The sequence below is a fragment of the Nonomuraea sp. CA-218870 genome, from assembly GCF_050936535.1.
Lineage (GTDB): Bacteria > Actinomycetota > Actinomycetes > Streptosporangiales > Streptosporangiaceae > Nonomuraea > Nonomuraea corallina.
This window is the reverse complement of the sequence record NZ_JBNJMN010000001.1, coordinates 2,452,167-2,467,882: the sequence shown is the minus strand read 5'-3', so window position 1 is coordinate 2,467,882 and position 15,716 is coordinate 2,452,167. Positions and strand designations below refer to the sequence as shown.

16 protein-coding genes are annotated in these 15,716 nt (G+C 72.2%); 4 read left to right on the top strand and 12 right to left on the bottom strand.

What is annotated here, in order from left to right; all coding sequences use genetic code 11:
* Positions 1–60 precede the first annotated feature (60 nt).
* Positions 61–1,080 carry a TRM11 family SAM-dependent methyltransferase gene (locus ACQEUU_RS12155; RefSeq protein ID WP_433064362.1) on the top strand — a complete coding sequence of 340 codons (1,020 nt, stop codon included), beginning with the start codon at positions 61–63 and terminating at the stop codon, positions 1,078–1,080.
* Here ACQEUU_RS12155 and truB read toward each other — a convergent pair.
* From truB to rimP, 8 genes are all read right to left on the bottom strand, one after another.
* Positions 1,077–1,949, bottom strand: coding sequence for a tRNA pseudouridine(55) synthase TruB (gene truB / locus ACQEUU_RS12150; protein ID WP_433064360.1), 873 nt, complete (start codon positions 1,947–1,949; stop codon positions 1,077–1,079). The two genes, ACQEUU_RS12155 and truB, sit on opposite strands and share 4 nt — an antisense overlap.
* Positions 1,949–2,971 carry a DHH family phosphoesterase gene (locus ACQEUU_RS12145; RefSeq protein ID WP_433064358.1) on the bottom strand — a complete coding sequence of 341 codons (1,023 nt, stop codon included), beginning with the start codon at positions 2,969–2,971 and terminating at the stop codon, positions 1,949–1,951. Before ACQEUU_RS12145 ends, truB begins: the two co-directional genes overlap by 1 nt.
* A complete protein-coding gene (gene rbfA / locus ACQEUU_RS12140) occupies positions 2,968–3,417 on the bottom strand; it encodes a 30S ribosome-binding factor RbfA (RefSeq protein ID WP_270154671.1) in 450 nt (149 codons plus the stop codon). The genes ACQEUU_RS12145 and rbfA overlap by 4 nt, the downstream gene beginning before the upstream one ends.
* Before the next feature lie 42 nt (positions 3,418–3,459).
* Positions 3,460–3,756 (bottom strand): DUF503 domain-containing protein, encoded by a 297-nt coding sequence (locus ACQEUU_RS12135; RefSeq protein WP_270154672.1) that lies wholly within the window; start codon positions 3,754–3,756, stop codon positions 3,460–3,462.
* 117 nt (positions 3,757–3,873) lie between these two features.
* The gene (gene infB / locus ACQEUU_RS12130; RefSeq protein WP_433064354.1) at positions 3,874–6,972 is read right to left on the bottom strand and encodes a translation initiation factor IF-2; all 3,099 of its coding nucleotides are present in this window, start codon (positions 6,970–6,972) and stop codon (positions 3,874–3,876) included.
* A 126-nt stretch (positions 6,973–7,098) separates the two neighbouring features.
* Entirely contained in the window at positions 7,099–7,398 is a 300-nt protein-coding gene (locus ACQEUU_RS12125) for a YlxR family protein (RefSeq protein WP_433064351.1), read from the bottom strand.
* A complete protein-coding gene (nusA, locus tag ACQEUU_RS12120; protein WP_433064348.1) occupies positions 7,382–8,386 on the bottom strand; it encodes a transcription termination factor NusA in 1,005 nt (334 codons plus the stop codon). The genes ACQEUU_RS12125 and nusA overlap by 17 nt, the downstream gene beginning before the upstream one ends.
* An 11-nt stretch (positions 8,387–8,397) precedes the next feature.
* The gene (rimP, locus tag ACQEUU_RS12115; RefSeq protein ID WP_433064346.1) at positions 8,398–8,886 is read right to left on the bottom strand and encodes a ribosome maturation factor RimP; all 489 of its coding nucleotides are present in this window, start codon (positions 8,884–8,886) and stop codon (positions 8,398–8,400) included.
* 230 nt (positions 8,887–9,116) lie between these two features.
* Here rimP and ACQEUU_RS12110 point away from each other — a divergent pair, with 230 nt between their 5' ends.
* The 3 genes from ACQEUU_RS12110 to ACQEUU_RS12100 all read left to right on the top strand — a co-directional run bounded on the left by ACQEUU_RS12110 (position 9,117) and on the right by ACQEUU_RS12100 (position 11,681).
* The gene (locus ACQEUU_RS12110; RefSeq protein WP_433064343.1) at positions 9,117–10,121 is read left to right on the top strand and encodes a ferritin-like domain-containing protein; all 1,005 of its coding nucleotides are present in this window, start codon (positions 9,117–9,119) and stop codon (positions 10,119–10,121) included.
* 98 nt (positions 10,122–10,219) lie between these two features.
* A complete protein-coding gene (locus ACQEUU_RS12105; protein WP_433064340.1) occupies positions 10,220–10,846 on the top strand; it encodes a PadR family transcriptional regulator in 627 nt (208 codons plus the stop codon).
* A gap of 160 nt (positions 10,847–11,006) precedes the next feature.
* Positions 11,007–11,681 (top strand): DUF998 domain-containing protein, encoded by a 675-nt coding sequence (locus ACQEUU_RS12100; RefSeq protein WP_433064337.1) that lies wholly within the window; start codon positions 11,007–11,009, stop codon positions 11,679–11,681.
* Here the strand turns inward: ACQEUU_RS12100 and ACQEUU_RS12095 are convergent.
* From ACQEUU_RS12095 to ACQEUU_RS12080, 4 genes are all read right to left on the bottom strand, one after another.
* The gene (locus ACQEUU_RS12095) at positions 11,659–12,450 is read right to left on the bottom strand and encodes a class I SAM-dependent DNA methyltransferase (RefSeq protein ID WP_433064334.1); all 792 of its coding nucleotides are present in this window, start codon (positions 12,448–12,450) and stop codon (positions 11,659–11,661) included. The genes ACQEUU_RS12100 and ACQEUU_RS12095 overlap by 23 nt on opposite strands.
* A 62-nt stretch (positions 12,451–12,512) precedes the next feature.
* Positions 12,513–14,258, bottom strand: coding sequence for a proline--tRNA ligase (locus ACQEUU_RS12090; protein ID WP_433064332.1), 1,746 nt, complete (start codon positions 14,256–14,258; stop codon positions 12,513–12,515).
* A 74-nt stretch (positions 14,259–14,332) separates the two neighbouring features.
* Complete coding sequence (locus tag ACQEUU_RS12085) at positions 14,333–14,977, bottom strand: hypothetical protein (protein ID WP_433064330.1); 645 nt, start codon at positions 14,975–14,977, stop codon at positions 14,333–14,335.
* Positions 14,978–15,071: 94 nt separating this feature from the next.
* Entirely contained in the window at positions 15,072–15,527 is a 456-nt protein-coding gene (locus ACQEUU_RS12080) for a hypothetical protein (protein WP_433064327.1), read from the bottom strand.
* Between the last annotated feature and the right edge of the window lie 189 nt (positions 15,528–15,716).

Sequence of the window (15,716 nt, the reverse complement as noted above, 5' to 3'; positions counted from 1 at the left end):
CCTCCAAGACTGCCATGCGCCGGCCCGTGGCCCGCAACCGAGGGCGGTACGATCCGCTGCATGCCTCGATACGCGCTGCTGATCCTGCCTGCCTTCAACCGGGTCTACGCCGACAGCGCGCCCCGCCTGACCCGCGCCGAGCTGGCCGTCTTCGCCGAGCGCGGGCTGACGGCCGACGTGCCGGCCATCGAGGAGACCCGCATCGGCGGGCTGCCGTACGTCACCTTCACCACCTCCGCGCCGCTCTCCGGCGCGGACGTGGCGCTGCTGTCCAACCTGTCGTCGGTCTACGCGCTGTTCGAGGTGGAGGGCGAGCTGCTGCGGCCGGTGGAGCTCAGCCCGCTCGACCGGCTGAGCAGCGACCTGCTCACGATCCAGAAGTACGCCGGCAAGACCAACGAGCACTTCACCAAGCTGCTGCTCAACGTCACCGTGCTGGCCTCCGGCTTCCCGCTCGGCGGCGGGCTGGCCGTCCTCGACCCGCTGTGCGGCCGCGGCACCACGCTCAACCAGGCCCTCATGTACGGCTACGACGCCTACGGGCTCGACCACGACGGCAAGGACTTCGAGGCCTACTCCGGGTTCCTGCGCACCTGGCTGAAGAACAAGCGGCTCAAGCACACCGCCGAGACCGCGCCCGTACGCCGGCAGCGGGCGCTGGTGGGGCGGCGGCTGGACGTGGTGTTCGGCGTGACCAAGGAGGCCTACAAGGCGGGCGAGACCCAGAAGGTCACCGTGGTCAACGCCGACACCGTGCGCGCGCGGGAGTTCTTCAAGCCGCACTCGTTCCACGCCGTCGTCACCGACGCCCCCTACGGGGTGCAGCACGGCAGCAAGGGCGGCGCGGGGCTGTCGCGCAGCCCGCTGGAGCTGCTGGAGCGGGCCGTGCCGGGCTGGGCCGAGCTGCTGAAGCCCGGCGGCGCGCTGGGCGTCTCCTGGAACACCTACGGCGGCGGCCGCGACGAGCTGGCCCGGATCCTCACCGGAGCCGGCCTCGACGTGGTCGACTATCCCGACTTCGAGCACTGGGTCGACCAGGCGATCGTGCGCGACATCATGGTGGCGCGCAAGCCCGGCTAAGAGACGAAGACGGCCAGCGGCTTCGACAGCCGGCCCTGCTCCTCCACCAGCGCCAGCAGCTCGCCGTCGGGACCGAACATGCCGATCGGGCCCTTGCCCAGCCCGGCCGCGGGCAGCCGGCCGCCGTGCCTGACCACCCTGGCCTCCTCCACGCTCACGTCCCGGCGCGGGAACGCCGCCGCCACGGCCTCGCCGATCGGCAGGATCTCGCACTTCTCCGCGAGCTGGTCGAGGGTCCTGGCCCGGTCGAGCCCGTACGGGCCGACGTGGGTGCGGCGCAGCGCCGTCAGGTGGCCGCCGACGCCGAGCCCGCCGCCCAGGTCGCGGGCCAGGGCGCGGATGTAGGTGCCGGACGAGCAGCGCACGGTGGCGTCCACGTCGATCGCGTCCCCCTGCCGCCGGGGGTCGCCGATCGCGAACTCGTACACGGTCACCGGCCGCGCGGCCAGCTCGACCCCCTCACCGGCGCGGGCCAGCTTGTAGGCCCGCTCGCCGTTGACCTTGATCGCGCTCACCTGGGGCGGGATCTGCATGATCTCGCCGGTGAGCGCGGCCACGCCCTCCCGGATCCGCTCCTCGGCCACGTCCGCGGCCGAGGAGGTCGCGGTGACCTGGCCCTCGGCGTCGTCGGTGTTGGTCGTCACGCCCAGCCGGATCGTGGCTTCGTACACCTTCTCGGTCAGCGCCAGGTGCCCGAGCAGCCTGGTCGCCTTCTCCACGCCGACCACCAGCACGCCGGTCGCCATCGGGTCGAGCGTGCCGGCGTGCCCGACCCTGCGGGTGCCGGCCAGGCGGCGCAGCCTGGCCACCACGTCGTGGGACGTCCACCCCGCGGGTTTGTCGACGATGATCAAGCCGCTTTCGGCCATCACGCCTCTCTCAGCAGTGCCCGGAACTTCGCCATCGTGGCGTCGGGGCTGTCGTACGAGGTGAAACCGGCCGCGTTGTGGTGGCCGCCGCCGCCCAGCGCGGCGCACACGTGCGCCACGTCCACGCGGCCCTTGGAACGGGTCGACACCTGCCAGGCGCCCTGGTCGTCCTCCTTCAGCACCGCCGCCACGTCGGCGTCGTCGGTGCGCCGCACCACGTCGATGATGCCTTCGAGCTCCGAGTACGGCAGCCCGTACGCGGCCCGGTCGACCCGGGTCACGTACGTCCACACCAGGCCGTCGTCCAGCACGGCCCGGTCCAGCGCGGAGGCCAGCACCTTGAGATAGCCGAACGGGGCGCGGTCCCACAGCTCCCTGGCGATCTCGTCGGTGTGGAGCCCGGTCGCCACCAGCCGGGCCGCCATCTGGTGCGCGGCCGGGCTGGTGGAGGAGTGACGGAAGGAGCCGGTGTCGGTAACCAGCCCCGCGTACAGGCAGGTGGCGATGTCGCGGTCGAGCGAGCCGCCGAGCCGGTAGATGAGCTGCTCGGCCAGCATCGCGGTGGCCGCCGCGCGGGCGTCGATGAGGTCGACCGTGCCGAAGCCGTCGTTGGACGGGTGGTGGTCGACCACGATGAGCGCGCGGGCCCGGCGGACGCTGCCCTCCAGCAGTCCCAGCCGGGCGACGGACGGCGAGTCGAACGTGATCATCAGGTCGGGGGCGGCGGGGAAGCGGTCGGGCGGCACCAGCATGTCCTGCCCCGGCAGGAACCGCAGCAGGCGCGGCACGGTGAAGTCGCGGTCGCCGAACGAGGCGGACACCCGCTTGCCCATCGAGCGCAGCACGAACCCGACGGCCAGCATCGAGCCGAGCGCGTCGCCGTCCGGCGAGATGTGGCAGGCGAGCGCGACCTCGTCGGCCTCCGAGATGAGGCTGACGCTGCGCTCCCACGCCTCCTCCGACACGGTGACGGAACCGCTCCTGGCCGGGCGGCCCCGTCTGTCGCGTACGTCGGGTGTCACGGCGCCGCGGGCCCGTCCGGCTCGTCGTCCTCCGGCTTGCGGTACGGGTCGGCCTCGCCGGCGTAGGAGGCGCTCTCCGCCCGGCGGGCCACCTCGGCGTCCCGCGCCCGCGCGGCCATGATCAGGTCGTCGAGCTGGCGGGCGCTGTCGGGCAGGGGGTCGTGCTTGAACGTCAGCGTCGGGGTGAAGCGCACGCCGGTCTGGCGGCCCACCTCGGACCTGATGATCCCTTTGGCGCTCTCCAGGGCGGCCGCGCTGTCGGCACGCTCGGCCTCGGAGCCGAACACCGTGTAGAAGACCGTCGCCTCGCGCAGGTCGGCGGTGATCCGCGTGTCCGTCACGGTGACGAAGCCCAGACGCGGGTCCTTGATCCGGCGCTCCAGCATCTCGGCGACGATCTGCTGGATGCGGTCGGCGAGCTTGCGGGCTCGTGCTGCATCCACCATGTTCGCTCCCCCTTCACGCACGACCGGCGGTCGCGCAGTCGTTCAGTCTTCGTCGTTGTAGAGCCGCTGCCTGGCGGACAGAAGCTCGATCTCGGGGCGAAAGGCCACCAGCCGCTCGCAGGAGTCCATCACCTCTTTGCAGTTACCCGCAGAGGCGGAGATCACCGCGATGCCGACCTCCGCCCTCCTGTGGAGGTCGAGATGGCCGACCTCGGCCACGGCCACGGCGGGAAAGCGCCGCCGCAATTCGGCGACCAGGGGACGCACGACAGATCGTTTCTGCTTCAGCGAACGCACGTCGCCGAGCAGGATGTCCAGGGTCAGGGCACCCACATACATCGTTGGCAGCCGCCGCTTGCACTGGTGTCGAGCGCACGCCGGGCCGGTGCGGCGGAGGACCGGCCCAGGCGCGCGTAAGGCGCCCGGCGGATGACCCGCCGGGCGCCCGGCCACGGGTCAGGCCCGCGGCTTCTCCCGCATCTCGAACGTCTCGATGACGTCCTCGATCCTGATGTCGTTGTAGCCGACGCCGATGCCGCACTCGAAGCCCTCGCGGACCTCGGTCGCGTCCTCCTTGAACCGGCGCAGCGACGACACGGTCAGGTTGTCCGCGATGACGACGCCGTCGCGGATCAGCCTGGCCTTGCTGTTGCGGGTGATCACGCCCGAGCGGACCAGAGAACCGGCGACGTTGCCGATCTTCGGCACCTTGAAGACCTCGCGGACCTCCGCCGTGCCCATCTGGACCTCTTCGAACTCGGGCTTGAGCATGCCCTTGAGCGCCGCCTCGATCTCCTCGATCGCCTGGTAGATGACCGAGTAGTAGCGGATGTCGACGCCCTCGCGCTCGGCCAGGTCGCGCGCCCGCGGCTCGGGACGCACGTTGAAGCCGATGATGACCGCGTTGTCGTCGGCGACGGCGAGGTTGACGTCGTACTCGGTGATCGCACCGACGGCGCGGTGCAGGACACGGAGCCTGACCTCGTCGCCGACATCGATCTTGAGCAGCGCGTCCTCCAGCGCCTCCACCGAACCGGACACGTCACCCTTGATGATGAGCTTGAGCTCGTCGACGCGACCCTTCTCCAGGTCGCTGAACAGCTCTTCGAGGGTGCGCCTGCGGCTCGACTTCGCCATGTCGGCGCTGCGCTTGCGCGCCGCGCGCTGCTGGGCGATCTGCCGGGCCATCCGGTCGTCGGCGACCACGATGAAGTTGTCACCGGCGCTCGGCACCGCCGTCAGACCCATCACCAGGACGGGACGCGACGGGGTGGCCTCCTCCACCGGCTCGCCGGTGTCGTCGAGCATCGCCCGGACGCGGCCGTAGGCCTCGCCACAGACGATCGAGTCGCCGACGCGGAGCGTGCCCCGCTGGACCAGGACCGTCGCGACGGGGCCGCGCCCCTTGTCGAGGTTGGCCTCGATCGCGATGCCCTGCGCGTCCATCGTCGGGTTGGCCCGCAGGTCGAGCTCGGCGTCCGCGGTCAGCAGGATGGCCTCGAGCAGGTTGTCGATGCCCTGGCCCTTGAGCGCGGAGATGTCGACGAACAGCGTCGAGCCGCCGTACTCCTCGGCCACCAGGCCGTACTCGGTGAGCTGGGCCCTGACCTTGCTGGGGTCGGCGCCCTCCTTGTCGACCTTGTTGACCGCGACCACGATCGGCACGTCGGCCGCCTGCGCGTGGTTGAGCGCCTCGATCGTCTGCGGCTTCACGCCGTCGTCGGCCGCGACCACCAGCACCGCGATGTCCGTGGACTTCGCGCCTCGGGCACGCATGGCGGTGAACGCCTCGTGACCCGGGGTGTCGATGAAGGTGACCTTGCGGTCTTCGCCCTCGTGCTCGGTGGTGACCTGGTAGGCGCCGATGTGCTGGGTGATGCCACCCGCCTCGCGCGCCGCGATGTTGGTCTTGCGGATCGCGTCGAGCAGCTTGGTCTTACCGTGGTCGACGTGGCCCATGACGGTGACGACCGGGGGCCGCGCGGCCAGGTCGGCCTCGTCGCCCTCGTCCTCGCCGAACTCGATGTCGAAGGCCTCGAGAAGCTCGCGGTCCTCCTCCTCGGGGCTGACGACCTGGATGTTGTAGTCCAGCTCGGCGCCGAGCAGCTGCAGCGTCTCCTCGTTGACCGACTGCGTGGCCGTCACCATCTCGCCGAGGTGCAGCATGATCTGCACCAGCGACGCGGGGTGCGCGCCGATGCGGTCGGCGAAGTCGGACAGCGACGCGCCGCGCGGGAGCCGGATCGTCGCGCCGTTGCCGCGCGCGACCTGCACACCGCCGATCGCCGGCGCCGACATGTTGTCGAACTCCTGGCGCCTCTGACGCTTGGACTTGCGGCCACGGGCCGGACGGCCGCCGGGACGACCGAAGGCGCCCGCCGTGCCGCCACCGCGGCCACGGCCACCGCCGCCGGGACGACCGGCGAAACCGCCGCCACCGCCGCCGGGACCACCGGTGCCCGTGCGCTGGCCACCGCCGCCGGGACGACCGGCGAAACCGCCGCCGCCACCGCCGGGACGACCGCCACCGCCACCGGGGCGACCGCCGCCGCCGCCAGGACGACCGCCACCGCCGCCGGGACCACCGGGACGGCCACCGCCGCCACCGGGACCGGCCGGACGGCCCTGCGGCATCATCATCGGGTTGGGACGCGGCCCACCGGGACGCGGACCGCCCGCACCGGGACCGGGACGCGGGCCACCGGCGCCGGGACCCGGACGCGGACCCGCCGCACCGGGCGGGCCGGGACGCGGACCGGGCGTGGGCCGGTCGCCGCGGCCCTGCGGCGGACGCGGGATCGCGCCGTCACGCGGCGGACCGTCGCGGCGCTCGCGCGGGCCGGAGCCCCCGCCCTCGCGGTTGCCACCGGGACGCGGGCGCGCCTGGCCCATGCCGCTCGCGTTGGACGAGAACGGGTTGTTGCCCGGACGCGGGCCACGCGGGCCCGGCTTGGGTCCGGGCCGCGGGCCGCCGCCGGCCGGCGCGCCGGTGCGCGGGGCCTGGGCGGAACCGCCGCCGGGCTGGCCGCCGGAACGCGGGGCCGCCGGGCCGGGCTTCGGGCCCGGACGGGCCGCCGGACCGGGACGCGGGCCGGGTGTCGGCCGCTGACCGGTCTCGAACCGCGCCTGCGGAGCACTGGAGGTCTCGCCACGGGCGGCCTCGGGCTGCTGCTGCGGGGGCTGCGGCGGCTGTTGCTGCTGCGGCGCCGGCGGACGCGGCGTGCCGCCGCCCGCGGGGCCTGGACGCGGACCGGGCTTGGGCCCGGGACGCGGAGGTGAGGGGATCGGCGCCTGCTGGGCGCCGTTTCCGGCCTGGCTGTCAGCCGGCCGGGGAGCAGCCTTCGGCGGCTGCGGCTTGTGGGACGGCGAACCGCCGCCCTTCGAGGGTGCGCCCTTCGACACACCCAGAGCTTCGGTGAGCCTGCGGACCACCGGCGCCTCGATGGTGGAGGACGCCGAACGGACGAACTCTCCCATCTCCTGGAGCTTGGCCATGACGACCTTGCTCTCTACGCCGAACTCCTTAGCGAGCTCGTATACCCGGACCTTCGCCACTGCACTCCCTAACTCGGCCCGGGAGGCTGGCTGTGCCGTCCGGACCGTCGCTACCTTGACGTCTTCATCGCCGCGTGCTCATCAGGCGCTCATAGCAATCTGACTCCGCCCCATCAACTCGGCGTCCTACATGACATTTCGTGGTTCTCCTTCAAGGTGCGCCCGCACGCGCGAGACGTCGAGCGGCCCCGGCACGCGAAACGCGCGCGAGAACGCCCGGCGACGCTCGGCAAGCTCCAGACAACTCATGGACGGGTGCAGCGATGCACCCCTGCCAGGAAGCCGTCCGCGCAGGTCGGGGACCACCTGGTCCTCGACCAGCACCAGTCGGAGCAGCTCGGACTTATCCGTGCGAACCCTGCAGCCCACACAGGTGCGCTGTGGGGCCGCGTGGCAACCATATTCCAGATTACCGTGTCGACGCATCTACGGAACCGGCGGCATCCTCTGGCTGAGTGTCAGGACGGATGTCGATCCGCCAGCCTGTCAGCCGATTGGCAAGCCGGGCATTCTGCCCTTCCTTACCGATGGCCAGCGAAAGCTGGTAGTCAGGAACGATCACCCGCGCCGCCCGCCCTTCGAGATCGAGAACCTCGACATGGGAAACACGCGCGGGCGACAGGGCATTCCCGACGAACTCTCCGGGATCCTCGGACCAGTCGATGATGTCGATCTTCTCGCCGTGGAGCTCGGCCATCACGTTGCGCACCCGTGACCCCATCGGGCCGATGCAGGCGCCCTTGGGGTTGACGCCGGCCTTGCGGGACCGTACGGCGATCTTGGTGCGGTGGCCGGCCTCGCGCGCCACCGCGGCGATCTCGACCGTGCCGTCGGCGATCTCCGGCACCTCCAGCGCGAACAGCTTCTTCACCAGCCCCGGATGGGTGCGCGAGAGGGTGACCGACGGGCCCTTGTGACCCTTCTTCACCTGCACCACGAAGGCACGGATGCGCTCGCCGTGGGTGTATTCCTCGCCCGGCACCTGCTCGTGGGCGGGCAGCACGGCTTCGATCTTGCCCAGGTCGACCAGCACCACCCGAGGGTCCTTGCCCTGCTGGATCACGCCGGAGACCAGCTCGCCCTCGCGGCTGGCGTACTCGCCGAAGTTGATCTCGTCCTCGGCGTCGCGCAACTGCTGCAGGATCACCTGTTTGGCCGTGGTGGCCGCGATCCGGCTGAAGTTGCCCGGAGTGTCGTCGTACTCGCGCACGATCTCGCCGTCCTCGTCGAGCTCGGCCGCCCAGATCGTGACGTGGCCGGTCGCCTTGTCCAGCTCGGCGCGCGCCTTGGCGGCGGCGCCCTCGGTGCGGAAGTAGGCGATCAGCAGCGCGTCCTCGATCGCCTTGACGACCAGGTCGAAGGAGATGTCCTTCTCCCGCTCCAGGCTGCGCAGGACGCTCATGTCGATGTCCACGAGGCTCCCCCTTAGCCCTCGTCGCCGTCGACGTCGTCGTCGATGCGGCGGAACTCCACCTGCACCCGCCCACGGGCCAGGTCCTGATAGTCGAGCCTGCGGGCGGCTCCGGCGACGTCGAGGTCCACCCCGGTGTCGTCGGCCGACAGCACCCTGCCCTCGATCACGCCGCCGTCTCGCAGCTCCGCCTTGACCAGCCGTCTCGCGGCGCGCCTCCAGTGGCGCGGCTCGGTCAGCGGACGGTCCACGCCGGGCGATGACACCTCGAGCGTATAGGGAGCGGCGCCCATCGCGTCGTCCTCGTCGAGCGCCGCCGAGACGGCCTGGCTCACGTCGGCCACGTGGTCGAGGCTCACGCCGCCGTCACGGTCGACGACCACCCGCAGCAGCCGGCGCCTGCCGGCCTGGGTGACCGTCACGTCCTCCAGGTCGAGGCCCTCCGCGGCGACCACGGGCTCCAGGAGCTTCATCAGGTGGTCGCGGGGTGACGCGCTGCCCATACCGACCTCCCCTATTGTCGAGTCACAGCCGGGCGGACCTCGCCACTGGCTGTTGACACCCTATCTGTTCGGCCTCCCTCCCCGGCTGAAGGCGGGGGGATTCGTACCGTCACGAGTGGATCTTCCCGCCGGCGAGCGGCCTGCCCGGCTACGGTCGCGCCTGACCGCGTGTGGCGGTACGAGCCCTTACGATGCTGTCTGCGGTCCGTAACAGTGAAAGGTCCCTGCTCGTGCGCCAGCCTCACCTCTCCAGGCGAGCCCTGCTGGCAGCCGGGGCCGCCGCGGCGCTCGCGGGCTGCAGCGCGCCGCCCGATCCCAAGCCGGTACGCGACACCCCCGAGCAGGCGCTGGCCCGCACGCTCATCGCCGACAAGGAGCGGACGATCGCGCTCTACTCCGCGCTGGTCGACGCCGGGGGCGACGACCAGCTCGCCGCCCGCCGCGCCCATCACCAGGCGCACCTGGCCGAGCTGCGGCGGCGCTACCCGGGGCTGCGGGCGTCCGGCTCCCCCGCCCCCGCGACGTCCGCCGCCTCGTCCGGCACCCCCACGGCGACACCCGCCGCCACTCCCACGGCGACCCCCGCGATGACGCCCTCGCGGCTGCGGGTCCTGGAGCGCCAGGCGGCGGCGCGGCGGCCCGGCCAGCTCGCCGGGGTGGCGCCCGCCCTGGCCCAGCTCGTGGCGAGCATCGGGGCCTGCGAGGTCCTGCACGCCGCGACCGCCGTCAGGCCGCCCGCACCACCGCCCGCACCACCGCCCGCGAGCGGCCCGGCCGACCCGGGCGACGTGGAGAAGCTCCGCAAGGCGCTCGCGGCCGAGCACGCCGCGGTCTTCGCGTACGGGGTGCTGGGGGCGCGCACCTCCGGCTCCCTGCGCGCGCGGCTCACCCGCGCCTTCGACGCCCACCGCGACCGCAGGGACGAGCTGCGCCGTCTCATCACCGCCCGCGGCGGGCAGCCCGCCGAGCCCCAGCCCTCCTACGCGCTGCCGTCCATCCCGTCCGGCGGGGCCGCGGCCGCCCGGCTGGCGGCGCACGTGGAGACCGGGCTGACCGCGTCCTATCTGGAGCTGGTGGCGGCCACCGACACCGCCCTGCGGCGGTACGCCGCGGTGGCCGTGCAGGAGGCGGTCATCCGGGGCCACTCCTTCCGTCCGGGCCCGGCCACGGCCTTCCCCGGCCTGCCCGCCCCCGCTCCCGCCTCTCCGTCGCCCACCCCGTCCCCGGGCGGCTGAACCACCTCCCGGCAGCAGATGGGATCCCGAGCACCTGGCGACTAGTTGACATCGACTACTCGACACCGGATAGTTGGTTTCGACCAAGGGAGGCCGGGGTGGCGGAGAAGCGCAAAGTGGGCAACCTGCTGGCGCTGGCCGTCCTGTCCTACCTGAGCCGGCGTCCGATGCACCCGTACGAGCTGGGCCGGACCCTGCGCGAGCACGGCGACGCCCGCAGCATCAAGTACACCCACGGGTCCCTCTACATGGTCGTCGGGCAGCTGGCCCGCGCCGGGCTCATCGCCGAGGTCGGCACGAGCAGGCAGGGGCAGCTGCCGGAGCGCACCGTCTACGAGCTCACGGACGAGGGGCGGCGGGAGCTGGCCGACTGGCTGAGCGAGCTGGTCGAGCAGCCCAGGCACGAGTACCCCGGATTCGTGGCCGCGCTGTCGCTGATCGGGGCGCTGCGGCCCGACCGGGTCGTGGAGCTGCTGCGCAGGCGGCTGGACCGGCTCGCGGAGCAGCGCGCGGAGATCACCGCCCTGATCGAGGACACGGTGGCCGCCGGGCTGCCGGAGCTGTTCGTGGTCGAGGAGGAGTACCGCCTCGCGCTGCTGGAGGCCGAGGTGGCCTTCGTCGAGCGGTTCGTACGGCGGGTCACCGACCCCGAGACCGGCTGGGGCCGCGCATGGGCGCGGGCGCACGCCGCGTGGGACCCGGACGGAGGTGGTCAGCAGGGCTGACCGGCCGGGAGGATCCCGGTCGAGGTGCGGGAACACCTCGACCGGGGTCTGGCCTCGTATCAGATCCCGCGGGAACGGAACCCGGCGCACGAGGTCGGCAACCGCAAGGGTAGCCGGACTCCTCCCCGTGGGACGTGTCACTCACTGGAGGAGTTCTGTCATGTTCCGTCCCGCTTACTCGTTAACCGCCCGCCGGCTGGCCCTGGGGGCGGTCGCCGGGCCCGCGCTGTTCACGCTGTCCTGGCTCACGCTCGGCCTGATCAGCCCCGGCTACACGCTCTTCGGCCACCGGTTCGCCGGCTACTCGCCCGTCAGCCAGCCCGTCAGCGGGCTCGGCCTCGGCGTCACCGGGCCGTACATGAACGCCGCGTTCGTCGTCACCGGCCTGATGCTGGCCATCGGGGTGGCCGGCGTCTTCAGGGTCGCCGCGGGGCCAGGCAGCCGGACCTGCGCGGCGCTGCTCGGGCTCAGCGGCGTGGGCCAGGCGCTCTGCGGGGTGTTCACCCTGGAGCGGATGCTGCCGCACACCCTCGGCTACGTGCTGGCCATCGGCACCCCGGTGATCGGCTTCCTGGTGGCCGGGAGACACTTCCGCCGGCTGCCGGGATGGCGACGGTTCGGCACGTGGCTGCTGGCGGGCGGCCCGCTCACGCTCGTGCTGCTCGTGCTGTTCTTCGTGACGTTCGAGCCCACTCCAGGCGGGGCCGAGGACGGAGTCGCCGGGCTGGTGCAGCGCCTGGGGATCGTCGAGGTGCACGCCTGGTTCGCGGCCATGGGCGTGCTGGCCTTCAGGGATCGGGCCCGGGCGCGGGTCAGCGTCGGCGGCAGATCATGACCTCGGTGGTCGGGCTCTCGCGCAGCACCCGGACCAGGCGGCGTTCGAGCGGATAGAGCAGGGCTCCGGCCAGCCAGCCCGTGATCTCGGTCAGCGTGACCGCGCGCAGGAACCCGCCCCACAGTTTGCGCCAGATCGGGTGGGCGTCCACCTGCGCGTTCATCAGGACGAGCATGGGGACGCGGCGCAGCACCTCGAACCCGGCCTCGTCGAGGGCGGCGGTGATCCACGGGAGGGTGTGGTTGACCTGGTAGTCGGAGCGCTGCTCGGGCCGGTGCAGGAAGTTCTCCGACAGGATGAGGACGCCGCCGGGCTTGACCGCCCTGCCGATGTTGTGCAGGGCGGCGCGGTAGCGCGTGTCGTCGGTGATGTGGAAGAGCATGTCCATCGCCGACGCCGCGTCATAGGCGGCGTCCTCCAGGCGGTCGCCGGGGTCGGCGATGTCGAGCCGCAGGAACGTGTCGTCGGGGAAGCGTCCGCGCAGGCGCTCGACCGCCGCGTCGGTGAGGTCGCTGCCGGTGATGGACCCGGCCCCCAGCGCCCGCCACTGGCGGACGTAGAAGCCGGTGCCGGAGCCGACGTCGAGGATCCGGCACTTCGGCAGGTTGAGACCGAGGGTGGTGACCTCGCGGCGGAAACCCTCGGCACGCACGCGGTACATCCAGATGTTGAACGCCCTGCCGAGGGCCTTGTAGCCGACGCCGCTCTCGGTCCAGTCGGACTGGAGGCGCCGCTCCCAGAAGTCTTTCAGTTCGACATGTGGCTTCACCGGACCGAGCGTTACAGCCCCTCACCGCCCCGTCAAACCGGGGCGGTGATTCACCACCTTTGTCAGGACTCGCAGGCGGCGACGATCTGGTCGGCGGCCTCCGAGAGCGGGATCTCCCGCTTCTCGCCGGTCACCCGGTCGCGCAGCTCGATCACGCCCTGGGCCAGGCCGCGGCCGATCACCACGATCGTCGGCAGGCCCAGCAGCTCGGCGTCCTTGAACTTCACCCCGGGCGACACCTGGGGCCGGTCGTCGACGAGCACCCGCAGGCCGCGGGACTCCAGCTCCGCCGCCAGCTCCAGCGCGGCCTCGACCTGGCGGTCCTTGCCGGTGCCGACGATGTGGACGTCGGCGGGCGCGACCTCGCGGGGCCAGACCAGGCCCAGCTCGTCGTGGGCCTGCTCGGCGATCACCGCGACCGCGCGGGAGACGCCGATGCCGTAGGAGCCCATGGTGACGCGGACCGGCTTGCCGTCGGGGCCGAGCGCGTCGAGCCCGGCGGCGTCGGCGTACTTGCGGCCGAGCTGGAAGATGTGGCCGATCTCGATGCCGCGGTCGATGGACAGCGCCGAGCCGCAGCGGGGGCAGGGGTCGCCGGCCCGCACCTCGGCCGCCTCGATCGTGCCGTCGGGCTCGAAGTCGCGGCCCGCGACGACGTCGGCGGCGTGCTTGCCGGGCTCGTTGGCGCCGGTCACCCAGGCGGTGCCGGTGACGACGCGAGGGTCGACGAGGTAGCGGATGCCGAGCTCGCGCAGCACCTGCGGGCCGATGTAGCCGCGGACCAGGCCGGGGTTGGCGGCGAAGTCGTCGGCCTCGAAGATGGCGGGCTCGCCGGGCGCCAGCGCGGCCTCCAGCCGCTTGAAGTCGACCTCGCGGTCGCCGGGCACGCCGATGACCACGGTCTCGACCACGTCGGAGCCGGGCGTGGAGACCTTGACGACGACGTTCTTGAGCGTGTCGGCGGCGGTGATCGACAGCCCGTGGTGCTCGTTGACGTACGAGACCAGCGACTCGATCGTCGGGGTGCCGGGGGTGTCCATGACGCGCTGAGCGGGCAGCCCGTCGAGGGGGCGGGCGGCGGGCGCGGTGGTGGTGACGGCCTCGGCGTTGGCGGCGTAGCCGCACGCGTGGCAGGCCACGAACGTGTCCTCGCCGGTGGGCGTCGGCGCCAGGAACTCCTCCGAGGCCGAGCCGCCCATCGCACCCGACGTGGCGAACACGATCTTGTAGCGGATGCCGAGCCGGTCGAAGGTGCGGATGTAGGCCTCGCGGTGCTGCTCGTAGGAGCGCTTGAGGCCGTCGTCGTCGAGGTCGAAGGAGTAGGAGTCCTTCATGAGGAACTCGCGGCCACGCAGGATGCCGGCCCGGGGCCTGGCCTCGTCGCGGTATTTGGTCTGGATCTGATAGAGGGTGACCGGATAGTCCTTGTAGGAGGAGTATTCGCCCTTGACCATGTCGGTGAAGAGCTCCTCGTGGGTGGGGCCGAGCAGGTAGTCGGCGCCCTTGCGGTCGTGCAGGCGGAAGAGCGTGTCACCGTACTCGGTCCAGCGGCCGGTGGCCTCGTAGTACTCGCGGGGCAGCAGCGCGGGGAAGAGCACCTCCTGGGCGCCCATCCGGTTCATCTCCTCGCGGACGACGCGGGTGATGTTCTCCAGGACGATCTTGCCCAGGGGCAGCCAGGAGTAGATTCCGGGCGCTACCCGGCGGACGTATCCGGCGCGAACGAGGAGCTTGTGGCTCGGCACTTCCGCGTCTGCCGGGTCGTCCCGCAGGGTGCGAAGAAACAACGACGACATGCGCAGCAACACGACTACTCCTTGCTCGAAACCGGCTGTGAAGGGTTACAGGCTATCGATTCCGACGAGGCGTACGCGCGTGCTTATCACGCCGGCAGGACCGTCAGCCCCAGGATGAACGTCCCGGCCGCCACGGCGGAGATCGCCAGGGTGCGCGCCCGCGCCGGCGCCGTCCGCCGCAGCAGGAGCACGCCGACCGCCGCCAGCGCGACCACGAACGAGGCGGGCAGCGGCCAGAGGTGCGCCCCGGCGAAGCCCTGCGTCGCCCGGCCCGCCAGGTCGATCACCAGGACGGCGCCGATGGCCCCGGCCGCCAGGTCGCCCCACCGGTCGCTCCTGCGGGTCACGTAGGCGAGCAGCCCGACCCCGACCAGCAGCGTGACGGTCCAGTAGAGCCCGGCGGTGGTGCCGCCCAGCAGGGCCGGATCGAGGCTGCCGCGCAGCGCGCCGCCGCCCATGACGGCCACCACGGTCGCCACCACTGCCAGGAAGGTGGTCAGCAGCGCCCAGCCGAACCCGGAGGCGGTGGCCCCGACGGCCACGGTCAGCGCGAGGTAGGCGTACGGGTCGTGGATCTGGCTCAGCCAGCCCGGGATCCGGCCGGCGCCGAGCATGCCGGCAAGACCCACGGCCAGGCCGGCGAGGAACGCCACCACCAGGTGGATCTCGATGCCCCGCTGCCGCCGGTCGAATTCGGCGAAGTAGTCGTTGTCGATCGTGCTGGTCTTCATCCCTTTCCCCTGGCAGAGGCCAACTGACAGCCACCTCCACATTATGTGACCGTACAAGAAAGGCAAATTTCGGTTAACCGGAAGTAAGGGACGCTCAGCCGCCGAGGAGTTCCTCCCACGGATGGCGGGTGTTGGTGCGGCGGGTGGTGTCGAGCGCCTCGGCCAGCCGCCACAGGCCGGGGCGGGCGCGTGCGCCGGCCCGGCCCATCGGGTCGACGGCGCGCAGCTCGAACCGCACGCCCATGACGGTGAGCAGGGCGGTGGACCCGCCGCTGGCTCCCGGGGCGACCAGGTCGGGCATGCGGTCGGCGAGCAGCGCCGCGGCCTCGGCGGCGAACGGGCCGTCGCGCCACTCGACGTGCCAGCTCAGGTCGGCGCCGCGCCACCACGTCAGGTCGCGGCAGGACTCGATGAAGTCGGCCTCGGTCGCCAGCGCGGCCATCACCCTGCCGAAGGCCTCATAGTGCATCGGGCCGTCGGACGGCAGGTCGTTCCCCGCGACGAGCGGTGTGCCGTCCTTCGCCCGTCGCGGCGCGCGCTTTCGCCTCACGGGCAACACTGTGATCGGGACGGGCGCGTTTCCGCAAGGGGCGGCGTCGGGCGAGAGCCCTCGGGGCCGCCGGGTAGCGACGCTCCCCGGAGTGAGCTCTCTTGGCCCGATTTGAGCGGATATATCGACAGACGTCATGGTTGGGCGGTATTCAGGGATGACGGGTTCATGCGTACGACCGATCGGGGA

What these genes read in the sequence shown, in the direction of transcription:
- ACQEUU_RS12155 (WP_433064362.1), top strand. Translation starts at nt 61, where the DNA reads ATGCCTCGATACGCGCTGCTGATCCTGCCTGCCTTCAACCGGGTCTAC.
- truB (WP_433064360.1), bottom strand. Translation starts at nt 1,949, where the DNA reads ATGGCCGAAAGCGGCTTGATCATCGTCGACAAACCCGCGGGGTGGACG.
- rbfA (WP_270154671.1), bottom strand. Translation starts at nt 3,417, where the DNA reads ATGGTGGATGCAGCACGAGCCCGCAAGCTCGCCGACCGCATCCAGCAG.
- ACQEUU_RS12135 (WP_270154672.1), bottom strand. Translation starts at nt 3,756, where the DNA reads ATGTATGTGGGTGCCCTGACCCTGGACATCCTGCTCGGCGACGTGCGT.
- ACQEUU_RS12125 (WP_433064351.1), bottom strand. Translation starts at nt 7,398, where the DNA reads ATGCGTCGACACGGTAATCTGGAATATGGTTGCCACGCGGCCCCACAG.
- rimP (WP_433064346.1), bottom strand. Translation starts at nt 8,886, where the DNA reads ATGGGCAGCGCGTCACCCCGCGACCACCTGATGAAGCTCCTGGAGCCC.
- ACQEUU_RS12100 (WP_433064337.1), top strand. Translation starts at nt 11,007, where the DNA reads ATGTTCCGTCCCGCTTACTCGTTAACCGCCCGCCGGCTGGCCCTGGGG.
- ACQEUU_RS12085 (WP_433064330.1), bottom strand. Translation starts at nt 14,977, where the DNA reads ATGAAGACCAGCACGATCGACAACGACTACTTCGCCGAATTCGACCGG.